Here is a 25,959-nt window from a genome sequence, read left to right on the forward strand (position 1 = left end):
CTCATTTTTTAGAGTATAAAGAAAATAATGTATGCTTTCCCATGCTTTTTAAAAGTTCAGTTCAATAGAATGGATCATGTTATCATCTTCCGCGGTGCTGCCGTTTAATTCGATATGTTCGATTTGAATACTTGGCTGTTGACTGATAGCGGATAAGATGTGTAAATAGTCTTTTGACAAAGCTTCGATTCTGCTTTTCTTAAATAGTTTCTTCGAATATTCGAACAGACCGTGATGTTTGTCTTGATTTGTCTGAATCGACAAGGTGAGATCGAATTTTGCAACTGTATGATGAAGCTTATAAGGCGTAAATCGAAGGGAATCAAGGTTTAATTCAGCCTGATCAAGATTTTGCAGCACAAACATCGTATCGAACAAAGGGTTGCGGCTTGAATCTTTTGGAAGATGTACATGTTGGATCAATTCTTCCAATGGATAGTCTTGATTTTGATAGGCATTTAGCATGTTTTCCTTCACTTCGTTTAAGTAATCCTCGAATGTTTTACGGCCTGCTGGGTGATTGCGAATGACTAAGGTATTGACAAACATTCCCACAACAGACTCTACATCCATATGACTTCGGCCGGCGACCGGGGTACCTACGACGATATCTTCCTGTCCGCTGTATTTGGATAAAAGAATCATATAAGCTGCCATTAAAATCATATACAATGTTGTTCCTGTAGCTTCTTCCATTTGACTTAAGCGCTGTTTTAATTCTTTCGGTATAAGAAATTCAAATGATTCGCCTTCGTAATTGCGTATGGCAGGTCTCTCGTAATCCGTTGGCATATCCAATACAGGAATCTCATCATGAAAATGATTGAGCCAATACGCTTCCTGTTTTTTGATGTTTTGCCTTTGAGTTTCCGTTTGCTGCCAAACCGCATAGTCCTTATATTGAATGGGAAGCGGATCCGGTTCGTTTCCCTCATAAAATTGGTTTAAATCTTTCATCAGAATGTTCATAGACACGCCATCGGAAATGATGTGATGCATATCGACCAGCAGCACATGCTTTTCAGGTGTAAGTTCAATCAGTCCGACTCGCATTAACGGCGGCTTGGTTAAATCAAACGATTTGATAAAATCAAGCACACGGTCTTCCACTTCCTCTTCTCTCGCTTGAATCTGTTCTATTGTAAATTCAACGCTTGGATGAATTCGCTGTGCCGGTTCGCCTTCGTATAGTTCAAAGCTGGTCCGCAAAACTTCATGACGTTCAATTAATTTTTGAAAAGCAGCCGTCAATCGGTCTAAATCAATAGCCCCTTCTACACTCATGGCGCCCGTCATATTGTACGTCAGCTCGCCTCCTTCTGCATGACTTAACAAATACATCCGTTTCTGTGCCGAAGAAACCGGATAATAGGACATTTCCTGTGCAGACGGAATTGATACATATCGAATTTTCTCCATGCGTAACGCCATGTTAGCCAACTGTTCAATAGTAGGAAACTTAAATATGTCTTTTACAGACAGATTGACATCCAGTTCTTTGTGGATTCTGGCAGCTAAGGCCGTCGCTCGTATGGAATTTCCTCCAAGGTCGAAGAAATTATGCTTGATCCCCACACGATGTATTCCGAGCACCTCTTGCCATAAGGCTGCAAGCTTAGATTCAACCTCAATGCCTGGCGGTACATATTCAGCTATCTGCTCTAAACTTACCTCTGGTGCAGGCAGTGCTTTACGATTTATTTTCCCGTTGGACGTTAACGGTAATTGCTCAAGTTGGACATAATGGGACGGAATCATGTAGTCCGGGAGCTCCTGTGATAATTGTTCTCTAATCTCCGCAATTGTTATAGGTTTATTGCTCACATAATACGCACACAATTGTTGTAAGCCATCCTCTTCTTCTATTGCTATAACTACAGCCTTTTGGACCGCTTCCACTTTATGCATGGCAGCTTCAACTTCACCAAGTTCAATTCGATGTCCTCGGATTTTGACTTGTTCATCGATTCGGCCTAAATATATGAGATTTCCATCACGTAATCGTTTTGCCAAGTCCCCCGTTTTGTACATGATCGTTCCCGGAGCAAACGGGTTGTGAACGAACTTCTCTGCTGTTAAACCCGGACGATTCCAGTATCCTCTGGCTACACCGGCTCCACTGATATACATTTCACCCGGTACGCCGATCGGAACCAAGTTCATGCTGGCATCCAACACATAAATGCTCGTATTGGCGGCCGGTGTGCCTATTGGCACAAATTCTCGCCTGTCACGTTCAGCGTCGTACCGATAAATCATACATCCGACGACCGCTTCTGTCGGCCCGTATTCATTGAATATGTCCAGTTGGCCTTTAAACTGCTCACTGATACTTTGGGCAAGCCGGGTGCTTAAATTTTCTCCGCCGACAATCATTTTCCGAATTGTTGTTGTTGTTCCATCTGCTATATTCATTTCTTTAAGCACATGCAAATGCGCCGGCGTCAATTTGATGATATCTATTCTCTGATCCTGCATAATTGTTGATAGCACCGCACTTTTGTCTTCGCCATCATAGACAATAATGGTATTACCTGTGATCAGCGGTGTGAAAATCGACGTCACCGTTAGGTCAAAAGAGACGGACGAGTATAAAGGGAAGTTGGTTTTCTCATCATTCACATAAACCTCTTTCGCCCATCCAATATAATTGGCTAACCCTCGGTGCTCAATGAGTACACCTTTCGGGTTCCCTGTGGAGCCAGATGTATAGATCATATAAGCCAAATCATTTGCACCGCAGATCGGTTCAAGATTGGAACGATCCTCATGATATGAGCTTTCCTCATCCAAAAGCACAACGTCAGCATCAAGCGTTAAGTGTTTATGCAAATCGAGCTGTGTCAAAACGATCTCAGCCTCTGAATCCTTCAGCATATATTGTATCCGGTCCTCAGGATACTCCGGATCAATTGGCACATATGCTCCGCCGGCTTTTAGAACAGCCAAAATCCCAACAATCAGCTCGATGCGTTGCGGGCAGATGATAGCAACGAACTGATCCGCTTGGACACCCTTTGTTCTTAACGTTCGCGCCAATTGGTTTGCCCGCTCATTTAGCTGTCTATACGTGCACCGCTCATTGCCGAATATAACGGCTTCATAATCAGGCCGCTGTTCTGCTTGCTTTTCAAACCATTGACATACTGTGTCGCTGTGCGAAAGCGGCGTCTCTGTGTCATTACACTCCATCAGAAGCTGGTGCCTCTCGATGTCAGAAAGCATAGGAACGGAAGACAAGGATTTCTCCGGCTCCTTAACAAGGCTGTCTAAAATACGGGTGTAGTGCCTTATGATTTGCTCCACCGTTTCTTGTTCAAACTGGTTTGGGTTAAAATCGAAATGAATATCTAACTGTTGTCCTGCATCCTCGATCGTTAACATCAAATCATATAAAGAGACTCCGGGATTACGTTCTTTTACCCTAAATGTACACCTATCTTGATGAATCTCTTGGAATTCAATATTTTGATACACGAACATTGTGTTAAACAGTGACTTACCCGTTGTTTCCCGTTGTACGTTTAATTTTTCTACTAGCCAGTCAAACGGATAATCCTGGTTTTCGAAAGCATCAAGCGTTTGCCGTTTTACTTCCTCCAAATAATCCGTAAACCTTTTATTAGCCTGTGGTTTCGTGCGAATCCCCATGGTTTGAATGAATATACCGATCATGCTTTCGATATTCGGGTGATTTCTTCCGGAAACAGGCGTGCCTACGACGATATCTTCTTGGCCCGTATATTTGTGAAGCAGCACGTTGTAAGCAGCCAGAAGCACCATATAAAGAGTCGTTCCCGTCTGTTGCGACATTTCTTGAAGCGAACGGATTAAACTCGACTGCAAGGAGCAGGTCACACGCTGTGCTTCGGAAGACCATTCCATCGCTCTTGAACCGTCTGCCGGCAGTTGAAGGACAGGAACTTCTTCCTTGAATTGCTCGAGCCAGTATGTTTCCTGCTGCTCCATGACCTCTCCGATTAACAGCTGGTTTTGCCACTCTGCGAAGTCTTTATATTCAAATTTAATTTCCGGTAATGGGTTACCATGATAAAAAGCGAACAATTCATTTGTAAGTATGCTCATGGAATAGCCGTCGGAAATGATATGATGCATATCGATGAGCAATTCAGCCTGTTCATTATCGATCTTGATCAGCTCCGCACGAACCAAAGGAGCTAGTTCCAGACGGAAAGGTTGTACAAACCCATCTGCGTAGGCTTCAAATTCTTCACGGTCCATCGAATGGACACGAACGTTAAAACCAAGCTCGCCAGCAATCTGCTGCACAATTTCACCATCTATGATGTGAAAAGAAGTGCGAAACGCTTCATGCCGCTTCATGACCTGTTGAAGGGATGCGATCAAGGCTTTTTCATCGTACTTCCCTATAATCGATATTTGGCCAAACATGTTTTGTGAAACTTGATTCGGTTCCATTTGATGGAGGAAATATACTCTTTGCTGAGCTGGAGATGTCCGGTAAAAGACTTTCTGCTCAACAGGCTTCATTGGGGGATAATTGACATTCTTTTCACCCCGGATGACATTCGCCAACTCCTTAACAGTCTGATGGCTGAAGAATTGCCCTATAGATACCTTTTGATTAAATGTTTGCTGAATCTTAGAAAGCATAAGCGTCGCTTTTAGCGAGTTTCCTCCCAGAGACAGAAAGTGGTCAGATCTGCCCACTTTCTCCAGGCCGAGAAGCTCCGCCCAAATCTGCGCAATTTGCCGTTCTGTTTCATTTTCCGGCTCTTCGTAAACGGCACGAACACCCTTATGGTCTAATGTTGAAGAGATACGCAGCTGATGATCGGCATACAGCTCAAGCAAGTCGAATTGATCTTCCTCGGAAAACATGATTAAGGCATCAAGAGGAGCCGAGTCTCCCTCAACCATTTTTTTCAGCAAGTTTACAAAGCCCGCTCCCCACTTGTTCATGATTTCCGGACTGATGACGTTCGTATTAAAATCGAAATCAAGAACATACTCTTGATCCAACTCCGTTACGTTAAGAAATAAATCGTATGAAATGCATTTTATAGGGTACGCAATGAGCTCAGCCTCCATCTGTCCGAAGTCAAGCTTTCGAAAAGGTCTGTCCAAATTAAAAATAATACGCATATCCGGCATTTGATCGTGCGGAAGCTGGCTGGCCACTAATGTCATCGGAACATCTTGATGTCGCATGACTTGATCCATGGTTTCCTTCATATGACCCAGATAATCGGCTAATGTGCTTTCTGAAGAAGCAGTGTTCTTCACGGGAACCATGTTGACACAATTTCCAATCAGCATATGTTGTTTCATATGCAATTGGCCTGCGGTTGGAATCCCAATTACAAGGCCATCCTGCTTGGTAAGCTGCTGCAAAAAAAGATGAAATGCTCCCAGAATAGTTACAAATACGCTATTTTTCATCCGAATGCTTAATGACTTTATCGCCTCGCTCAATGGACGGTCCAGTGTAACTGTATAGCGATCTCCCTCGTAACCATGCGGATAACGGGAAGAACTCATGCTGGGCAAGAATGCCTGCGGTATTGGTTCAGAGAGATGCTGCCGCCAATAACGAACTCCTTCTTCATAATGACCATTCTCTATCTGAGCTTGCTGCCAATCTAAATATTGGCGAAACGAAGCAACCTCATGAGATGGAAGCGGGCTTCCTTGTACGATGGCAGCGTACGTGCTCTCTAGCTCTTGTACAAAAACAGCGATCGACCAGCCATCGGCGATGATATGATGAAATGTCAGCACTATCAGATGTTCGTCTTGATTCGACGTAAGCACATGAACTCTAAACAAGGGCTTCTGTTCCTGGAAATGAAACGGGCGCTTGGCATCTTCCGTCAGCCATTTTTGAACCTCCGACTCTCGCTGTTCATTGGGGTAACCGGTAAAATCGATGACAGGAATTTCAACATTTATTCGAGCCTGCACTTGCTGTACTTCGGCATCGACATGAATGACCGTGCGTAAAGCGTCATGGCGTTTTACAATATTTCGCACCGCTTGTTCTAACAGCGTATGCTGCACCGCCCCTTTCACTTTGAGCATAATAGATTGATTCAATGCCGCAGAAGCATCATTCCTATACTGGGATACTACAGCCAATTGTTTTTGTTCAGGAGAAAGCTCATATGTTTCGGGTTCTTTATGGCCTCCTTCATCAGGAGAATTCGGCCCTTCTGGAATAAATCCGCCACGGCGAAGATCTTTCACCGTTTCTTGAACGGCTTGAATGATATAAGCAATATCATCCGAAGTATGAGCCGTAGACAAGAAGCAGTTGCGTCCTTCCCAAACATAGACTCCTTTATAATTGAGATGGTAAAAGAACAAATCATTATCAACCGAAGAGACAAACCGGAATAAGGAACCAAATTGAACCATACGAATGGGCACTTGCGATTGTTCAAAATAGGAATTCAATTGATCAACCAAGTAGGCTGTCTTTTGATTTAACCGTTCATACAAAGTTTCTCCCTCGGTTTGAAGATGTCGAAGCACGGCTAATGACATTCTCATCGTAAGCGGGTGAGTATTAAAGGTGCCCGCTACAAACGTGCGTTTTGCCTCATCCGTTGGATAGGAGTCGTCTCCATACTGCCATGTTCCGCCATCGATCGTATTCATGAACTCAGATTTTCCGGCAACAATACCTAGAGGCTGGCCGCCGCCGATGATTTTCCCATAAGTGACCAAATCGGCTTGAATGTCGAACCATTCCTGCGCGCCGCCGAGACCGATCCGAAATCCTGTAATAATTTCATCCATAATCAGGGCTGTTCCGGATTGCTGTGTGATTGCCCGTAGTTCTTTCAAAAATGATTCCGGCTGCAAATCCGGCCTGCGGCTTTGTACCGGTTCCACCAGGACGGCTGCCAATTCATTTCCCAAATTGCGAATCACGTCCAATGAATCAGGATTGTTGTAATGCAAAATAATCAAATCATTCATAAAGCTTTGCGGTATGCCCGGAGCCAGCGGATTCGCAGGCGCAGACCCGCCTTTTGTGTTGGCAACACCTAATACGCCGTCAAATGTGCCGTGATAAGAGCCCGCAAACACTACCACTTTCGTTCTTCCTGTTGCCGCTCTCGCCAAACGTAGGGCAACCATGACTGCTTCCGTGCCGGAATTATAGAAAGCGACCCTTTCAACTCCTGTACATGCACGAATTCGATCCGCAACTTCTCCGGCAACATTCGACATCGGACCAAGCGGCGGCAATGCAGAATGTGTTGAATCAACGACAGTTTGAGTAATAAAGGACGGATGATGTCCAAAAAGGTTTACCCCAAATCCCATGGTGATATCGATATATTCGTTTCCATCAATATCCCACATTCTAGAACCATCCGAACGTTCAGCGATGATCGGGTAAACCATTTCCTTCCAATAAGATCGGAAGCTGGACAAGTTGCGGTTATTGGCATGAGCAAATCGGGTTTCGTCCGTATATTGCTTGGAACCTTTCGTTTTGTCTACGTATTTCTCTATAAATGATTCTAAATATTGTCTTTGCTTCGGAGTATAGTTGACCTGTTCATTCAAGGTCTGACGCTGAAAAGGAACATAAGGTTTTGCTTCTTGAGCCGAATTCTTTTTTACAGTGACAGGTTTGGGAGAAAGGCTCGACTTATCTTGCGAAATCTCGTATTCTTTCGATACAGAATGGCTGTTGTTTCTCAACAAATTAAAGCTATCCAATTGAGCTTGTAAAGTTTGCTGGATTAATTGATTCTGTGAAGCAATAATTTTGTCCAACATATGCTCTTGATGTTCCAACTCGGGCTGTGCTTCTGAAATAACAAGCTCTTCCTGCGCCGCAACATTTTCTTGAGGTGGAGTGAATGCAGCTGATGGAACAGCCTCTGCCAAATAATCGACAACATTTTGAATGTTGTTCATCGTATCAAAAAAACGTTCCATCGGAATATCCACATTAAATTCATCTGCGATCGCTTTTTTGAACTGTGTCAGCATGATGGAATCCAATCCGAACCCGATAAAATGGGCATTCGAATCGATCTCATCCGCTCTGATTCCCGATGCATTGCTGATGACAGTCTTCAGAAAGGATTCAATATGCGTCTTCGTATGATTTATATCCAATGCTACTTCCCCTTTCTCTTTTCTTTCCTTGGCGCTTTCATGGACAGCCTCAACCCAACAGCGATTCCGTTCAAATGGATACAAAGGCAATGGCGTTTTTTGTACAACTTCATTGGAATAAACCGCTCGCCAGTCGATCACGGCTCTTTGCACATATAATTCCGCAATACGATTCAACCAAATGATTCGTTCATCCTTTGTGCAGGCCCGATGCTGCATGAGATCAGAGACTTGTTTACTCAGATCGTCTTTTTCGGCAGGCTGCATTTCCTTGATGTTTTTATAGCCAAAGTGTACTTGGGGAAGATTTCTTTCGCCTTGAATCAAACTGGTCAGCTTATCTATTAATTCTTGTTTGCTGGATACAATCAGGGCTAAACAATAATCTAAATGAGCCCTTCCTGTACTGGCCGTATAGCAAATTGACCTCAATGATGATTGACTGTCATCCGAAATATATTGCCGATACTGATGAGCCAGTTCATATAGTGAAGTTTCAGTATGGGCGGATAACACAAATAAATGCGGATCATGCCCTTCCTCCGGTGCATACTCACTTTCAGGAGTATATTCTTCCAGTACTACGTGTGCATTCGTTCCGCTAAAACCGAATGAACTGATACCACCCCGCAGCGGTCGGTCTTCAGGTGTGAAATCCATCACTTCTTGATTCACATAAAATGGAGAAGAGTGAAATGGAATTAATGGATTCGGTTTATTAAAGTGAGCCAGCGGAGGGATTTTTTTGTGATTCAACATAAGGACAGATTTTATCAGTCCAACGATGCCTGCCGCTTCAAACAAATGACCAATGTTTGCTTTAACAGAGCCGATCGCACAAAACTGTTTCTTTTCCGTAACCTTCTCAAACGCTTTACAAAGACCGTTAAATTCAACAGGATCCCCGAGCTTGGTTCCGGTGCCGTGCGCTTCGATGAAAGACAGCGTTTCAGGAGTAATGCCAGCGTCTTTCCAGGCCATCTCAATCACCTCGGTCTGAGCTGCCGGGCTCGGTGCGGTGATCCCAACAGTTGTCCCGTCTTGATTCATCGCGCTTCCCTTGATCACACCATAAATATGATCTCCATCGCGAATCGCAGCCTGCAAAGGTTTCAACAGGACTGCTGCCACGCCTTCGCCAGAGCCTGTTCCGTCCGAATCCTCGCTGAACGTTTTCGTGAGCCCGTCGGAAGATTCCATATCGAGACCGATACGCATCGGTAATAGCGAAGTTCGAATCCCCCCGGCAAGAGCCATTTCACAATCGCCTGTAAGCAATGCTTTACATGCCATATGAACAGCAACAAGTGATGAAGAGCAAGCTGTATCCACGGTAACCGCTGGCCCTTTCAAATTTAGAAAGTAAGCAATTCGGCTCGCCAACACCGAGGGAAGATTGCCCACAATATAATGATGAAGCTCCTCCGGATAATTCGCAGAAAGGAGACGTTCGTAATCGTAGCCCACCTTCGAGTACCCTACATATACCCCGACATGACTCCCGCTAATGGTGTCGCCGGCATAGCCTGCATCTTCAATTGCATGCCATGCAGATTGCAAAAATAGCCTTTGATTGGGATCCATGAATTTTGCGGTTTTGGGAGCTAAACCAAAGAACGAATAATCAAAACGGTCGATTTCATCTAAATAGCCGCCCTTTACAAATTGTTTTTCATTAAATTCGCTTTGAATGGATCGTAAATAATCCATCGCATCTTTGACTCTTGGTGCAGGATATTCCCGAATGCCATGCTCGCCGTTTTCGAGCAGGTGCCAAAAATCACTCTTACCCGATGCTTCTGGAACATTGAGAGACATTCCAATAATGGCAATGTCTTTTGACGAGGAGCGGCTTGGCTTTGCTGTATCAGTTTGTTTGATTTCGGAATGGCTTTCGACAAGAAATGCCGCTAAATCAGCGATTGAAGGATACGTAAAGAGATCAGCAACCGTAAGCTCGCAACCAAACCTTTGTTCAATGCGTTCGGCAATTTGAGATAACTGTATTGAAGTTGCACCCATGTCAAAATATTGATCATTTAGGTGAATCTTTTTTCCATCCATCACTTCGGAAAAGATAGACAGCAATGCTGTTTCGATTTCATGAATAGGAGTCTGTACCGGTTCCGTCGAATGACTCTCCAGAAATTCCTTGATTTTGGTTGACTCTAGCGCAAATTTCCCCGACTCATACTGCTCAGCCAGCTCATAGCGTTTAACTTTCCCGCTTGTCGTTTTTGGCAGCTTTCGGATCGGCAGGACTTCTTTGATGCTCCATCCGCCTCGCTGGTACAAATGCTTTTTAATGTCTTTAACAAGTGGTGCAAACTGCTCCGCTGATTTTTTGTAAACAGCAAAAAGTACGATTTCTCTGCTTCGTGACTCTTGATCATATACACCGCAGGCTGCAACTCTTCCTAAATCAATGTCTTTCATCTCAAAGGCGACTCGTTCAATATCGTGGGGGTACACATTTTTTCCGTTCACAAAAATAATGTCTTTTTCCCTTCCAGTTACGACTAAATTACCTTTTCTAATGAAGCCAAGATCTCCCGTTTTCACCCATCCATCAGGAGTCAGCGCTCTGTTCGTACTTTCGGGGTTGTTATAATACCCTTGGGTTACATTCTCACCCTTAATATGGATATGACCGATAAATCCGTCTTCCAATCTCTCGTTTGCTTCATTACAGATTCGAATTTGGCAGTAATCAATAGGCTTTCCCACTTCGACGAATGAAGCACAATTTTGATCCTCTTTGCTTACTTCAACGGCTCTTTCACCTAGATTTAGATGATCGCGATGCAAATAAACAGGGACAAATTCTTCTCCAATTTTAGAGAATGTTGCGCCAACCGATGCTTCAGCTAAACCGTAGACATTTAAGATGGCAGATCTTTTCATATTGAACGCTGCGCATCTGCTCAAAAATTCATCACATAGCTCTGGCAATATAGGTTCTGCTCCGTTTGCAATGACCCTGATATGGGATAAATCCCAATCGTAACTTTTTTTGTCTTTCAAAAATTTAAGGAAGTAATTGTATCCAAAATTAGGTGACGATAGAATGCTGGCTTTATGTTCATGAGCTTTTTTCATCCAGAGAATAGGTCTTCGAATAAATAATTCTGTCGGCATTAAATTTTGATTGATGCCGGCCAAGGCAGGAACAAGGTGGCAAGCAATGAGCCCCATGTCATGGGTTAAGGGCATCCAAGATAAAAGAGTGTCTTTTAAGTCGATAGCCAGCGCATTCCGGATTGCACATGTATTATGTATTAAGTTATGATGGGTTAACATGACTCCTTTCGGGTCTCCTGTCGATCCGGAAGAAAATTGAATAAAGGCCAATTCATCGGCCTCAGGTTCATATAGCGAAGCGGGGTGGTCGTAGATTCGATCCTGAATGATGTCGGATTTCTCGATTAATTGATGATGGAAATCTTGTAAATCGTGATCAGCAGCAAATTTTTTCATTTTATCTAATACTGTTTCAGAGGCAATCAAGAATGGATTGTTTAAGATATTCCAAATGCGCCATACCTTTAACTTGTGGTCATCATCTTCTCCGATACTGACGGGTACCGGAATCATTCCTCCTAATAAACAAGCCCAAAAAGCGACGACAAATGATTTGTTTTCTTGGATTTGAAACACAATTTCTTGCTTTGGCTGAATGCCGATATGTTGTAAGTAGCCAAGAAAACCTTGCGCCTCGTCAAACAATTGGCGATAAGAGACAAATGTCTCGATTTTATCGGATTCGATAAAACGGATCCCGCGATCTGATATATTGCTTCTTTCCCGAATAACATCGACTAAGGTTTGAAATTGACTGGTATACATAGGTCCCCTCCTGGGCAGCTTTATTTTAAAATCCGCAATTGTTCCCAAGTCGGAAGTTGTTTAGCCTCACAAATTAATTGGCATAAATGGATCGAATGTTCGAGTTCTTCTGCTGAAAGCTCTTCTTTTCTTTCCACTCTCTCTTTGAGCAGTTGTATTTGCGGAAATAATGGGGTCGTCAGGTTGGAATAGGTCTTTGCATCCTTGTTATAATTTCGCGCAACGATGGATTGAAGCATCATTTTATTCAATTGCTCCTTACGTAAATTAACAATATTTTCATTTCTTTCTGCAGAATCGGAAAGCAAATGCAAGTCAGATGTTTGACCAAAAGGGTAAGCTGCAATATGCTTCGTTATTTTTTTCAATAGACCGATCAAGACGTTCTTGGGACCCATTTCGATGACTTCCGTGACTCCATGCAAAAGCAAGTAGTGCATCGACTCCACCCATCTTACCGGCATAGTCATGTGCGATTGCAAATGTTCCCTGACCGAATGCCCATTGTTATACGGAACCGCTGTAACATTCGAAATGATCGGCCATGCAGCATCTTGGAAAGAATATTGATTTAATGCATTCTGGAATTGTTCAGACGCTGATCTCATCATTGAACTATGAAAAGGGGCGCTGACGTTCAAATAAGTGTGATTAGCCCCCATTCTCTCAGCTTTTTTAATGACCAATTCCACAGCCTGCCGATGTCCTGAGATGACATGCTGTTGATCCGAGTTCATACATGCCACGCCTACTGGAAAGTCTTCCGTCGAAATTTCCGTACACAGGTCTTGCAGTGGTTGGATATTGATCTGTGTGATTGCGGCCATCGTGCCCAGTTGCTCAGGATCTGCATTTTGCATGAGTACCCCTCGCTGCCTTACAAGCTTAACGGCATCCTGAAAAGAAAGGACACCTGCACAGACAAGCGCTGAATATTCGCCCAAGCTGTGACCTGCCAAAAAGTGCGGTTTAATTCCTATTTCCTGCATATATACTTGATAAGCGATGACACTAACCGTTAAAATGGCAGGCTGGGCATTCATTGTCCTTGTCAATTCAGTCATATCGCCATCAAAGCACAGCTTTTTTACATCCATGGAGATGGCATCGCTTGCCTCTTCAAATAATCTCTTCGCCAGCACAAAATCATTCCAAAAACTTTTACCCATCCCAACAAACTGAGAACCTTGTCCCGGAAATAAAAAGGCAAGATTATTCATTAGCTCCCTCCAATCTTTTCGAACGGATATACGTCATATACTTTTTGTACCGTCATAGCATCATCATCACAAAACATGCATATGGGATCATTGTCATAATTGCAGCTAAATGGAAGCCTAACGATTAAACGTCTTTTTTTAGTTGATGCGTTTGTATGTCTCTGAGGGTGTTCAAGATTTGATTGTGTTTGATTATAGTTGAATAGCTCTAGGTGGAGGAAAACAAAAGCAAGGGTGAAAACCCGCGGCAGATAAAACTGCCAGGGGCGGACAAAGATGTCGTTGCAAATCGGCCCAAAAACTTTACTGAATTGAGCCACGCGACATATGGAGTATCTACTTTAGAAGCTATTGTTTGCGGAAGCTTGTCCTGCTAGTCTTGGGAGAGGCCTATAACTTACCACGCTAAAATGAGACCGGCTAAGGCGATACAGGTTTAACTATGGCTTGGGTAGTACATCTACAACTATGGATGCTGAAATCACCTGCAAAAAACACTGAAACAAACCAGCGAGTCGATAAACTGTACTTTCCCTTTGGGCATAGGTTAAAGAATAAGGATGTTCGGCTCAATAATTCCCTCCAGTTCTAATAATAAGAGGTTAAGAAAGTGAAATAATGACAGAAAAAGAAATTATATGGCTATATAATCCATATATGCACTATATTAACGTATATTTTTTAAAGTACAATGAAAAATGTAAAATTTTTATAACGTTTTTTTAAAAATAGTATTATTTCTTTAGTTATTACTTCTTTTTTTGTCGTAATTTTGAATATAACGTGATAAAAGTATCGCTTTTTGTCAGGTCTTCTAAACTAATTTTTCGGTTGTGACAATTTTCTAAAACGTGTAAATGCTGTTATGTGTTATATGTATACTATTGGTTTATATGTAATTTTAAGGAATAATTAATGTGATAGGGGACATAAAAAAACCTGTTTTCGCTTGGAAAACAGGTCTGACGCTATTATTGATTTGCCAAGATGACAGCGATTTGATCCTCAATATCTTTTCCATCCTCGTCATCAATTAATCCGTTTAGAAGAATTGAAAAAACAAGGGTTTTTCCGCTCTTGGTTTCTGCGTACCCGGATAGAGAGCTGACCGTGCTTAGCGATCCGGTTTTCGCCCTTATTTTTCCTTGTGCAGGAGTGTCTTTCATCCGGTTCCTCAGCGTTCCGCCTATCATTCTGTCACTATTGCCCGCAACAGGCAGAGATTTTAGATAAGCTGAGAACCATTTTTTATCTTGAATGTCATATAACAGCTTTGAGATTTGATCTGAGGATACAGCATTAATATGAGAGACTCCTGAACCGTCCCTTAACACAAGTGATTTAGGATCAACACCGAATTCGGGAAGCGTACTGTTTAATACTTCGAGTCCCTTTTTCCAGCTCCCCTCTTCTTTTTTCACTTTCCCCATTTCTTTTACGAGCACCTCGGCATGTCCGTTATTGCTTAATTTCATAAACAGAACAAATAGTTTTGACAAAGGCATTGAACGATGAGAGATTAACACGTCTGAAGAATCGGGTGCAGCGCCCGTCTTGACGTTCCCTTTTACAGTAATTCCTTGTTTTTGTAGTGCCTGCTTAAATAAATCCAAGGCGTATCCGGCCGGCTCCCAGACAGCAATCCATTCCTTTGTCTTGCTTGCGCCAACCGGTACGCTTCCTTCAATAGTGATCGTGTTTTTCCCATGCTCTCTTTCGATCGTGAGGTCTTTCTTTTGGCCGGCCGAAGTCGTTTCTGCATTGTTCTTAATCGTTACATAATCTGTCTTTGGAGATACAGAAACTGCAGGCTTTTCCCCTTCTTTTTTACCTGGGGTGACCTCTACAATTACAGTGCCTGCATCATAGTCTTCATTCGGAGACGCTGTTAAAGCAGAGACTTGCGCGCCGTAATACGTGTATTCATCACTCCATGGCATATCAGGTGATAATCGGATGTCATCATACCACGTTTCATCACCGATCAGATTGCCTTTAATCACGTTCACGCCGGACTTTTTCAATTTCTCAGCCATTTCTTCAAAATCGGATGGTAAAAGTGTCGGATCTCCTTTTCCTTTCAGATAAAGGTTTCCATTCAGCTTTTTCCCTTTAAGTGTGCCGTCTGTCCGGACCTCGGTTGTAAAGGAATAGTCCTCACTAAGGATAGAAAGTGCCGCGGCAGCTGTCAAAAGCTTCAGAGAAGAGGCGGGCCTCATTCGGATATCTCCTGAATGCTCATATAGAACAGCGCCTGTATCCGCAGAGCGAACAGTGATGCCGGCCATTGCGCCCTCGAGTGCAGGATGATCAGCTAAAATCTTATCGATCTGCCCGGCAAGTGCATCTTGTTTTTCAGCCGCTTGCGCAGCCTGATGCATATAAGGTACCGAAGCAACGACGAAAAGCAGCAAAACAGCAACATAAAGCTTTATGCTTTTTTTCATTTTTTTACCCCGCCTCTCTGCGCCTCATCATTGGCTATTGATGATTCAATTCGATGGTGATACTGCTTTTGGCTGTCGTTTCTTCTCCCGGCTCAAGCACTTGTAAACCAGTGAGTGATGAAGACAAATCAAGATTCACTGCGTTTGTCACCCATGTGTAAGGTTCAGGGCATAAATACCCCTGTTTTCCGTCCGCATTGTATACAACCCAATGTTTAAATTGTTCATCTGCCTTATAAATAATGCTTACATGTGCATGCTGATGATAAATGACTGCCTGATTTTCTCCGCCTCTTTTCTGATAAGCAGATAAAAAGACATCATCCAGCTGCTTGTGGCGTAAATCCATCCCTTCATGCAAAGCTTCTTTATTCGGTACATCCATCAGCTTCCCGGTCGGCAGCAGGCGTTCATCCAACTCCCATTGCTGATCTGCTGTCAGGGAGAATAATGAGCTTTCTTCTGGGAATACAAATGTAGTATGATAACCGATTCCCCAAGGAAACGCTTCCTTTCCTTTGTTCATGACGGTCGCATATTTAAGAAGAGTATTCCCCTTTAGCGTGTATGTCATCCGAACGACGGCATGATGTGGAAATTGCTTATACACATGGGGAAGCTCTGAAAGATCAATTTCCGTTTCAACGATCACTTCTTCATCAGTTTGCTTCATGGTCACTACGTTCCACTTTTCTTGATAAAGAAACCCGTGAAGATGGTTGTGTTTATCCTTTTCGTTGATATCAAAATGATATGTTCTGCCCCGGAAACTGAATGTACCGTCACTTATCCGGTTAGGCGGAAACAGGATCGGAATGCCATACAATGTTGGTGTGTCATGAAAGCTTTCTGCTGTTTCCGGTTCACGCAAAAGCTGGATCTTTGTTGCTTTGTCCATGAGAGAAATGACGTTGCTCCCCCACTCGGGAACGACAATCATTTCTATATGTTCGTTACCTGCTTTGATGGCAGGTGTTCCTAAATGCGTAATCTTCTCAATATAGTTAGCCATGTGTCCTCAACCTCTCCTTGATTCATTGCTCGTATAAGAATTCAATGTACTGTGCCATATTTCCTCCATTTTATGTTTTCCCTATCAAATAAAAAAACACCGTTCAAATCATGAACGGTGTGATTCGGGAGTCTATTGGATGAGACGTGTAATCTGTTTCTTCTTCCACACGAATTGATAATACCCATAAATCAACAGCAAGCTGACGGCAAACGCAGCCGGATAGCCAACCCAGACGCCGAGTATTTCAAGCTTTGTGTAGTGGGATAGTACGAATGCGACAGGCACCTCTACTCCCCAGATGGCAAAAATGCTGATAACGGTCGGCCATAAAACCGTTCCGCTTGCCCGCATCGTCGCAGAAATAATTTGGGCATTTCCAAACAGCAAATAGCTCCACAATGTAATCATCAAGAGACGGTGCGCGATGTAAAGTGTGTCTTTCTCGGTTAAAAATAACGCTAAAATCTGCTGTGAAAACACATAGATCAGAATGATCAACACGCCGCCAATGATATAATTCAGCCAAATCCCGACGCGGATGACCTGCTTTAAGCGGTCAGATTCGTTCGCTCCGATCGATTGCGCGGCGAAAATAGACACCGCAATACCAAGGCTGACGGCCGGCATCTGCACATAGCTGGCTACCTGGTTGACCACGCCGTATGCAGCTGTCGCATTAGAGCCGTAATGGTTGACGAATGAAATAACCGCTATCTCTGATAATGAGACGAGAATCATATTGATGCTTGATGGAATCCCGAGGCGCAGCAGGAGAGCCAGCAGTTCCTTATCCATTTTCAAATAACGCCGTACCGTTTTATCAAATTGCAGCGGATGGTTTCGTTTTCGTAAATACACCATTAACACGAGAAATGTCGCAATCGTGGAAAAGACGGTTGCATATGCGGAGCCGTATATGCCCAGTTTCGGAAAACCGAACATGCCAAGGATTAAGACGGGCAAAAGCGCTATGTTGATGACCGTGCTCACAATCAGCGTATAAAACGGTGTCTTAGAATCCCCTGTTCCGCGCAAAAATGTTGTATATGCAAAATATAAAAACATAAATGGCATAGCGTAAAATAAGATACGTGCATAGCTGGCGCTGACATGAATTACATTTTCAGGCGTGCCCATTAATCGAAGAATATCCAAAGTGAAAATACTGCCGATGACGGCTAATACAACCCCTAATAAAAACGTAAACGTGAGCGTCGTTCCGACAACAGCCTTTAACCGCTCCTCATTCTTCGCCCCGTAGGCTTGTCCGATCAGGATCGAACTTCCTGAACCGATCCCGATTGTAAATGAGATTAAAAGAAAAAATAACGGGAAAAAGGATGATACAGCTGCAACCGCATCAACACCAAGCCATCTGCCTACAGCCATCATCCCGACTAGCTGGCCGACTGATTGCAGCACATTGCTTAGCAGAAGCGGCACTAAAAAGAGTGACATAGACCGCCAGACAGATGGATTGCTTTTCTTCTGAGTGACAAGTTGTTCTTGTGATGTTTCCATATTGAAAGCTCCTTTATTTGAATTCGTTTGTAAACATGCCCCTATTCTTTTGACAAAAACAGGATATGCAACATGTTATTATTCATCACTGTACATATGAAACCCTTCCCGATTCTTCTAATTTTACACATCTTTTTAGCTTATGAAGAATAAACTAGCAAGTAACAGCCTATTTCTTTGTAAGGAAAAGAATAAAAAATAATTTATGCAAAAGTATTGTAATCTATCCGTAATTATTGTAACATTTGTAACATAAGAGAAAGAGATTTTGAAGGAGTGAACCACAATGAAAAAATATCTACTATTTCTAACAACTATTGCACTTATTCTGTCATTAAGCACAAATGCATTTGCGAAAAATAATTCAGGCGATTTATCACAAAAACAAGCACTGCAGCTGGCATTATCAGCAAGAGAGCATTTTTGGAACACAATGAGCGGCCACAATCCAAAAGCGAAAAAAGCAGTTTGTCCATCAGGCACATTTGAGTATCAAAATCTTCAATATGTGTATATGTGCAGTGATCTAGGCACTAAAGCAAAAGCAGTGAATTACTTAACTCCTATTTTCACAAAAACAGCAATCGAAAAAGGGTTTAAAGACTATCATTTCACTGTTTCAAAAGGAAAACTTGCGGTTCCAATCGGTGATGGAGACAACCTATTAAATTGGAAAAAATCAACCGCTAAACTGATTTCTAAAAAAGGCGGCACAGTCACATACGAATTTACCGTTCCTACTTTAGACGGATCACCTTCAGCGAAACGGAAAGTGACATTTGTAAAAGAAAATAAAAAATGGAAAGTCAATCAATTTGACGCAGTTATATAAGAAAAACGCCCGGTATAAGCGGGCGTTTTTTATTTGGCATACAAAAAGACAACAGACGAAAAGCCTGTTGTCTTTTTGTAAATATAACGCTCTAGGAGAGATTCGAACTCCCGACCTGCAGTTTAGGAAACTGCTGCACTATCCGCTGTGCTACTAGAGCTTTTTGTATTTATATAGTAGCTCTGATGAACAAAATTTTCAAGCGGTTTGTATTAAAGCCCTCCAAAAACCTTATACGCGGCCCTTGTCGTGTCTTCATCAATACCGATATACCGCATTGTAATCGAGGGTGATGAATGATTCAGTATTCTCTGCAGCTCGGCAATGTCTTTTGTCCGCTGATAAAAATGATAGCCGAACGTTTTCCGGAGCGTATGCGTCCCTATCTCCTCAAGTCCGCACGCCGCGGCGGCTTCTCTTAAAATCCTGTAGGCCTGAATGCGGGAAATCGGTTTCCTGGTCCGGACAGACTTAAAAAGATATTCGTTTTCTTTCATGTCTTTTGTATACTCGTATATTTCCTGTTTCAGTGATTCTAAAATGAGAATCTTCCTTTTCTTTTTCGTTTTGCTTTCAGTCGCCCATAAATGATCTTTGTTTTTAACGTCCTTCACTTGCAGCGGCAGAATATCAGAAATGCGGAGCGCGCTGTTGATGCCGAAAATAAACAGAAAATAATCCCGCTTGTTTTTGTTTAGCAAATACTGTTTTACATCTTGAATTTTCTCTAAGCTGCGAATCGGCTGTACAATATGCATCAAAAAACTCCTTAAAAACCGTTATGTAACGTTTTGAGGTCTATGTTACTATTATAGCTGAAAAACGTTGAATGTCAAAGTACGGCGGCATTTATGTAACATAATATACATAGTGTTACATAAGGAAATGAAGTAGTTTCTAAAAACCCTCTCCCTCTTAAATGCATTTTAAAGCTTCATATAAAGCTTTTGATCTATTCGATACATATCCCTCTAGATATCATCAAAAAACCTCTTAAAACAAAATCTGACGATTCGGTTTTTCTGATGTTTTTAAAAAGATATACAAAAAAAGACACAATTTGAAATTGTGTCCTAATCCTCATCCTTTACATCAATATCTTCCGGGATCGGTTCATTTAATATTTCCTGCACGAGTGTTTTGTAATTTTCCAGCTGTTCGAGATGTGTTTTGAACTGTCCCTTATAAATCAAAAATTGCTCACCGTCATGAACGGCCCTGATTTTTCCTTCGAGCACCATGCTTTTAATATAATCCTCTGAAAGATTTGCATATTCTGCTGTTTCTTTAATCGTTAAATACATATAGCAGTCCTTTCTTAATCCGTAGCTGATTCTAATATAGCACATGGCTCGTATCAATATAATCAATTTTGCACAGAAAAACTGGTTAATGTTCTATATAATATACCATTTGTCACTTGTGAAAACGCTGTAAATTTTTTACGCTAAGATTGTAACATAACAGCTTCATATAGGAGGGAGAACATGAAAAGAACGTGGAATGTCTGTTTAACAGCTCTGCTTAGTGTTCTGTTAGTCGCTGGAAGTGTCCCTTTTCACGCGGAAGCTAAAAAGCCGCCCAAAAGCTACGATGAGTACAAACAAGTAGATGTAGGGAAAGACGGCATGGTTGCCACCGCGCATCCTCTCGCTTCGGAAATCGGTGCTGATGTGCTGAAAAAAGGAGGAAATGCGATTGACGCGGCAGTTGCCATTCAATTTGCACTCAATGTAACAGAGCCGATGATGTCAGGCATTGGCGGCGGCGGTTTTATGATGGTGTATGACGGAAAAACAAAGGATACAACGATCATTGACAGCCGTGAACGTGCTCCAGCAGGCGCAACCCCCGATATGTTTCTCGATGAGAACGGCAAAGCCATTCCTTTCTCTGAACGTGTGACAAAAGGTACTGCCGTCGGTGTTCCAGGCACGCTGAAAGGCCTGGAGGAAGCCCTGGATAAATGGGGAACCCGATCGATGAAGAAATTAATCACCCCTTCTATTAAACTCGCTGAAAAAGGATTTCCGATTGATTCAGTGTTGGCAGATGCTATTTCTAATTATCAGGAAAAGCTGTCACGGACTGCCGCAAAAGATGTATTTTTGCCAAATGGCGAGCCGCTTAAAGAAGGCGATACATTGATTCAAAAGGATTTGGCAAAAACGTTTAAGCTCATTCGCTCAAAAGGCACTGATGCTTTCTATGAAGGAAAATTTGCCAAAGCACTTTCTGACACTGTACAGGATTTCGGCGGATCAATGACGGAAAAGGATTTAGAAAATTATGACATCACAATCGATGAACCGATTTGGGGAGACTATCAAGGCTATCAAATCGCCACTACTCCTCCTCCAAGCTCTGGCGGTATTTTCTTATTGCAAATGCTGAAAATACTTGATGATTTTAACCTTTCACAATACGATGTCCGCTCATGGGAAAAATATCAACTGCTTGCTGAAACGATGCATTTGTCTTATGCCGACCGTGCGTCTTACGCAGGTGATCCCGAATTTGTAAACGTTCCTCTCAAAGGCCTGCTTCACCCCGATTATATTAAAGAACGCCAGCAATTAATCAATTTAGATCAAGTCAATAAAAAACCGAAAGCCGGTGATCCTTGGAAATACCAAGAAGGATCGGCAAACTATAAGCAAGTCGAACAGCCGAAAGACAAAGTAGAAGGCCAAACAACCCACTTTACAGTTGCCGACCGCTGGGGAAATGTTGTTTCTTATACGACGACAATTGAACAGCTATTCGGAACAGGTATTATGGTCCCTGATTACGGTGTCATTTTAAACAATGAATTAACAGATTTTGATGCGGTTCCTGGCGGAGCTAATGAAGTACAGCCGAACAAACGGCCTTTAAGCAGCATGACCCCGACCATTTTATTTAAGGATGACAAGCCTGTCCTCACCGTCGGATCTCCTGGCGGGGCCACCATTATTTCATCCGTTTTGCAAACCATTCTCTATCACATCGAATACGGCATGGAATTAAAAGCTGCTGTTGAAGAGCCGAGAATTTACACAAACAGCATGAGCTCCTACCGCTACGAAGACGGAGTTCCTGAAGACGTCCTCAGTAAACTAAACGGCATGGGCCATAAATTCGGCAAAAGCCCAGTAGAAATCGGAAACGTACAAAGCATTTCTATCGACCATGAAAATGGCACCTTTAAAGGCGTAGCTGATTCAAGCAGAAACGGTGCGGCGATCGGCATTAATTTAAAACGGAAATAAAAGATAAAAACTGTACTCGCTTCAAATGAGTACAGTTTTTTATATGCAGTCCTTTTTTATATAAGAACGGAAACAATATCCACTTCCATTTAATATGCTTTTGTGTGGTATTCCGTATGCCAGCTTTCTTGACAATCGGCTACGCTCTTTGTTCAGCATAACAGACCGAAACCAATGCATCTTTCTTCATCATTTTATTACGCTTATCTCATCAATAAATCTCTGAAACGCACTTGTAATAAAAAAGTCTTTCCTGTATATAAATACGATCTCTAAGTCTTGATACGCTGCTGGCAGCTGATGAATCCATACATTCGTAGGACGCTCGGAGCAGTCTACAGCGGACTTAGGAAGCAGCGCCGTGCCCAACCCGGCGGATACTCCTCTTATAATGGCTTCCAATGTGCCAAACTCTATGATTTTTTGATTTTGAATGCCTGCTTCCTCCAGCAATCTTTTGACCCTGGCGCGATGAGAACAGCCAGCTCCAAAAAAGAGCATCGGCTGGCGAAGCATGTCTTCTGCCGTTTCTTCCCGCGATGAAATCAATACCAATTCATCATGGGAAACATGGATTTGTCTGACATCAGGGTGCTCAACCGGCCCGTATACAAAAGCGCCATCAACTTTATGATCAAGAACCTGCTGAATCAAATTGTGTGTATCAGCTGTGTTTACTGATAAATCTACTTCAGGAAAGCGCCTGAGGAAGGAGGCAGCATGCTCGGGCAGATGCGTTACCGCCGTTGTTTCCAACGATCCGATCCGCAAAGGCCCTTTCGGATGCTGGCTCATCTGTGCTGATTTTTCAGCTTCGTCTAATAGCGATAATACTTGATCAGCATATTGCAAAAGATTTTCTCCAGCAGCGGTCAGCTTCATCCCCCGATTCGTTCGATGAAAAAGCCTGATATTCAAATTTTCCTCAAGGTTATGTATTCTAGCTGTCACATTCGACTGAACATAATTCAGCATTTGGGCTGCTTTCGTTATGCTTCCTTCGCGGGCAACAGCCCGAAAAATCTTTAAATCTCCGCTTTCCACGGGCTTTCACCTTCTTGCTATGATTAAAAGTGATATCGGCTATCATTTTTGTTCATTTTACTTGAAGAAAACCGCTATGTAAAATATGTAAAGATATGAAAATACAATTCAATGAGGAGGCAGACAGCATGAAAGCTGTAATTCACAACGGAAAAACCGGACTTCAGGGATTATCATTTCAAGAGGTTCCATCAAAAAAGCCCGGATACGGAGAGGTAAAGGTAAAATTAAAATCGGCAGGTCTAAATCACCGTGACCTGTTTCTTATGAAAAACAAGTCAGAACGAGATCCTCATGTGATACTGGGATCTGACGGCGCCGGGATCATTGAAGAGGTTGGTGAAGGCGTCAAAAACGTTGCTATTCAAACAGAAGTAATTATTTTCCCGACATTGAACTGGGATTTGACAGAGAACGTACCGGCTGTACCTGAGATTCTGGGAGGCCCTTCTGACGGAACGCTTGCTGAATACGTGATCATCCCTTCACAAAATGCGATCAAAAAACCTTCTTATTTATCCTGGGAAGAAGCAGGCGTTTTACCTTTATCAGCTTTAACTGCATATCGAGCCCTGTTTACGAAAGCCCAATTAAAAAAAGGCGAGCATCTATTGATACCCGGCATCGGCAGCGGTGTTGCAACCTACGCTTTGTTCATGGCTAAAGCGATTGGAGCAACCGTAAGCGTGACCTCCCGCAGTGAGGAGAAAAGAAACAGGGCGCTGCAATTAGGTGCTGATTATGCATTTGATAGTTACAGCAATTGGGATGAACAGTTGCAGGAAAAAAGGGCTGATGTTGTTCTTGACAGTATAGGCCCTGCCCTCTTTTCGGAATACTTCCGCCATGTAAAACCGAACGGCCGTATTGTCAGCTTCGGGGCAAGCTCAGGTGACGATCTCTGTTTTCCAGTACGTTCTTTATTCTTTCCTCAGATCAATATATTGGGAACATCAATGGGGAGCTGTGAAGAATTTCACGATATGCTGGCTTTTATTGAAAAACATAAGCTGCGACCTGTAATAGACCGAACATATCCTTTAGAAAAAGCATGTGAAGCATATACGAGAATGCAGGAAGGCAGACAGTTTGGAAACATCGGAATCATAATGGAATAAAAAAGAAACCGGCTGGCAATCAGACCGGTTTCCTTTATATCATAATCCCCTTTATTTAAGGAAGAACTGAACTCCCCATCAAGTATCGATCCACTTCACGCGCCACTTCACGGCCTTCATTAATCGCCCATACGATTAAGCTTTGGCCTCTTCTTGCATCCCCTGCGGCGAATACGCCATCGATATTTGTTTGATAATCCCCATATGTTGCGCTGATTTTGTTATTTACAGAATCAACACCGAACTGTTTCAACAGCGGCTGTTCTGTGCCTTCAAAGCCAATAGCGATGAAGACAAGCTGAGCAGGCCATACTTTTTCCGTTCCAGGAAGCTCGCGGAACTCGTATTTTCCGTGCTCATTTTTCACTTTCTCCATTTGAATAGTATGAAGCTCTTTCAGCTTGCCATGTTTATCCGCAACCAATTTTTTCGTTTGAATGGAGTATTCCCTCGGATCTCTTCCGAATTTTGCTTCCGCTTCTTCATACGCATATTCAAGCGTAAAGATGTGCGGCTGTTCAGGCCACATATTGTCATTCGTGCGGGCTGGCGGAAGTTTCGGGTGTTTGCCGAATTGATGCACGCTCTTGGCTTTTTGTCGGAGAGCAGTAGCGACACAGTCAGCTCCTGTGTCTCCTCCTCCGATTACGATGACATCTTTCCCTTTGGCATCAATGAATTGCTTGTCTTTAAAGTTAGAATCTAAATAGCTTTTTGTTGCGAGTGTCAGGTAGTCCATCGCATAATGAACTCCTTTTGAGTCGCGTCCTTCAATTAATAGATCCCGCTGTTTTTGAGCGCCTGTGCACAGAATCACAGCGTCAAATTGCTCCTTCAGCTCATCAGCTGTAATGTCAACGCCGATTTCTGTGTTCGTGACAAAATCAATTCCTTCTTGTGTCAGCAATTTAACCCGGCGTTCTACAATCCCCTTCTCAAGCTTCATGTTCGGAATGCCGTATGTTAAAAGGCCGCCGGCTCTGTCTGAGCGCTCAAAAACAGTGACGGAATGTCCTGCTTGATTCAGCTGGTCTGCACTCGCCAGTCCGGCTGGGCCCGACCCGACGATAGCCACTTTTTTGCCTGTTCGTTTTTTGGGAATTCTAGGCTGAATCCAGCCGTTCTCAAATCCTTTGTCGATAATGGTCCGCTCAATGTTTTTAATTGATACGGCCGGGTCTGAAATCGCTAATGTACATGAACCTTCACAAGGAGCGGGACATACCCGCCCAGTGAATTCAGGAAAGTTGTTTGTTTTTAGAAGGCGTTCCAATGCTTCTTTCCATCTGCCCCGGTAGACAAGATCATTCCATTCAGGAATTAAGTTGTAAATTGGACAGCCGGATGTAAATCCGTTAATGTCCGCACCGATCTGGCAAAACGGCGTACCGCAATCCATACACCGCGCCCCCTGCCGTTTCGATGCTTCTTCTGAAAAAGGAGCAGAATATTCTTTCCAATCCTTTAAACGAGTGAGAGGGTCCCGCTCAGCAGGTTTTTCTCGTTTGATCTCCATAAATCCAGTTGGTTTCCCCATGTTC

At 42.9% G+C, this 25,959-nt stretch carries 12 protein-coding genes and 1 tRNA gene; 3 read left to right on the top strand and 10 right to left on the bottom strand.

The window, feature by feature from the left end; all coding sequences use genetic code 11:
- Nucleotides 1-48 precede the first annotated feature (48 nt).
- The 5 genes from AC0C66_RS01880 to AC0C66_RS01900 form a co-directional block, all read right to left on the bottom strand.
- Nucleotides 49-11,970: an amino acid adenylation domain-containing protein gene (locus tag AC0C66_RS01880; RefSeq protein WP_472973478.1), complete on the bottom strand. Its 11,922-nt coding sequence runs from the start codon at nt 11,968-11,970 to the stop codon at nt 49-51.
- A 20-nt stretch (nt 11,971-11,990) separates the two neighbouring features.
- Nucleotides 11,991-13,190, bottom strand: coding sequence for an ACP S-malonyltransferase (fabD, locus tag AC0C66_RS01885; protein ID WP_088679182.1), 1,200 nt, complete (start codon nt 13,188-13,190; stop codon nt 11,991-11,993).
- A 971-nt stretch (nt 13,191-14,161) separates the two neighbouring features.
- Nucleotides 14,162-15,637 (bottom strand): D-alanyl-D-alanine carboxypeptidase/D-alanyl-D-alanine endopeptidase, encoded by a 1,476-nt coding sequence (gene dacB, locus AC0C66_RS01890; RefSeq protein WP_090557896.1) that lies wholly within the window; start codon nt 15,635-15,637, stop codon nt 14,162-14,164.
- Nucleotides 15,638-15,671: 34 nt separating this feature from the next.
- Nucleotides 15,672-16,649 (bottom strand): aldose 1-epimerase, encoded by a 978-nt coding sequence (gene galM / locus AC0C66_RS01895; protein WP_014113972.1) that lies wholly within the window; start codon nt 16,647-16,649, stop codon nt 15,672-15,674.
- Between the two features lie 132 nt (nt 16,650-16,781).
- Nucleotides 16,782-18,173 carry an MATE family efflux transporter gene (locus tag AC0C66_RS01900; protein ID WP_014113973.1) on the bottom strand — a complete coding sequence of 464 codons (1,392 nt, stop codon included), beginning with the start codon at nt 18,171-18,173 and terminating at the stop codon, nt 16,782-16,784.
- A 286-nt stretch (nt 18,174-18,459) separates the two neighbouring features.
- Here AC0C66_RS01900 and iseA point away from each other — a divergent pair, with 286 nt between their 5' ends.
- A complete protein-coding gene (gene iseA / locus AC0C66_RS01905) occupies nt 18,460-19,005 on the top strand; it encodes a DL-endopeptidase inhibitor IseA (protein ID WP_061186371.1) in 546 nt (181 codons plus the stop codon).
- Nucleotides 19,006-19,092: 87 nt separating this feature from the next.
- On the opposite strand, the gene AC0C66_RS01910 is transcribed toward iseA, so the two are convergent.
- The 3 genes from AC0C66_RS01910 to AC0C66_RS01920 form a co-directional block, all read right to left on the bottom strand.
- Nucleotides 19,093-19,165: transfer RNA gene (locus AC0C66_RS01910), tRNA-Arg, on the bottom strand.
- A gap of 52 nt (nt 19,166-19,217) precedes the next feature.
- Entirely contained in the window at nt 19,218-19,763 is a 546-nt protein-coding gene (locus AC0C66_RS01915) for a site-specific integrase (RefSeq protein WP_003220317.1), read from the bottom strand.
- A 315-nt stretch (nt 19,764-20,078) separates the two neighbouring features.
- The gene (locus tag AC0C66_RS01920) at nt 20,079-20,309 is read right to left on the bottom strand and encodes an excisionase family DNA-binding protein (RefSeq protein WP_061186370.1); all 231 of its coding nucleotides are present in this window, start codon (nt 20,307-20,309) and stop codon (nt 20,079-20,081) included.
- A 183-nt stretch (nt 20,310-20,492) separates the two neighbouring features.
- Between AC0C66_RS01920 and ggt the strand changes: the two genes are divergently transcribed.
- Nucleotides 20,493-22,256, top strand: coding sequence for a gamma-glutamyltransferase (gene ggt, locus AC0C66_RS01925; RefSeq protein ID WP_014113977.1), 1,764 nt, complete (start codon nt 20,493-20,495; stop codon nt 22,254-22,256).
- A gap of 189 nt (nt 22,257-22,445) precedes the next feature.
- On the opposite strand, the gene yofA is transcribed toward ggt, so the two are convergent.
- Nucleotides 22,446-23,300 (bottom strand): LysR family transcriptional regulator YofA, encoded by an 855-nt coding sequence (gene yofA, locus AC0C66_RS01930; protein ID WP_072183251.1) that lies wholly within the window; start codon nt 23,298-23,300, stop codon nt 22,446-22,448.
- Between the two features lie 128 nt (nt 23,301-23,428).
- On the opposite strand from yofA, the gene AC0C66_RS01935 reads away from it, so the two are divergent.
- The gene (locus AC0C66_RS01935; RefSeq protein WP_072183252.1) at nt 23,429-24,418 is read left to right on the top strand and encodes a zinc-binding dehydrogenase; all 990 of its coding nucleotides are present in this window, start codon (nt 23,429-23,431) and stop codon (nt 24,416-24,418) included.
- A 55-nt stretch (nt 24,419-24,473) separates the two neighbouring features.
- On the opposite strand, the gene gltD is transcribed toward AC0C66_RS01935, so the two are convergent.
- Entirely contained in the window at nt 24,474-25,955 is a 1,482-nt protein-coding gene (gltD, locus tag AC0C66_RS01940) for a glutamate synthase small subunit (protein ID WP_014113980.1), read from the bottom strand.
- Nucleotides 25,956-25,959: the final 4 nt, after the last annotated feature.

It is taken from the genome of Bacillus sp. VA13 (assembly GCF_055710085.1).

Bases quoted from the DNA above. Each gene is read 5' to 3' on its own strand.
- AC0C66_RS01900 (WP_014113973.1), bottom strand. From the start codon at position 18,173: ATGGAAACATCACAAGAACAACTTGTCACTCAGAAGAAAAGCAATCCA.
- ggt (WP_014113977.1), top strand. From the start codon at position 20,493: ATGAAAAGAACGTGGAATGTCTGTTTAACAGCTCTGCTTAGTGTTCTG.
- gltD (WP_014113980.1), bottom strand. From the start codon at position 25,955: ATGGGGAAACCAACTGGATTTATGGAGATCAAACGAGAAAAACCTGCT.
- AC0C66_RS01920 (WP_061186370.1), bottom strand. From the start codon at position 20,309: ATGTATTTAACGATTAAAGAAACAGCAGAATATGCAAATCTTTCAGAG.
- galM (WP_014113972.1), bottom strand. From the start codon at position 16,649: ATGGCTAACTATATTGAGAAGATTACGCATTTAGGAACACCTGCCATC.
- AC0C66_RS01915 (WP_003220317.1), bottom strand. From the start codon at position 19,763: ATGCATATTGTACAGCCGATTCGCAGCTTAGAGAAAATTCAAGATGTA.
- iseA (WP_061186371.1), top strand. From the start codon at position 18,460: ATGAAAAAATATCTACTATTTCTAACAACTATTGCACTTATTCTGTCA.
- AC0C66_RS01935 (WP_072183252.1), top strand. From the start codon at position 23,429: ATGAAAGCTGTAATTCACAACGGAAAAACCGGACTTCAGGGATTATCA.
- dacB (WP_090557896.1), bottom strand. From the start codon at position 15,637: ATGAAAAAAAGCATAAAGCTTTATGTTGCTGTTTTGCTGCTTTTCGTC.
- fabD (WP_088679182.1), bottom strand. From the start codon at position 13,190: ATGAATAATCTTGCCTTTTTATTTCCGGGACAAGGTTCTCAGTTTGTT.
- AC0C66_RS01880 (WP_472973478.1), bottom strand. From the start codon at position 11,970: ATGTATACCAGTCAATTTCAAACCTTAGTCGATGTTATTCGGGAAAGA.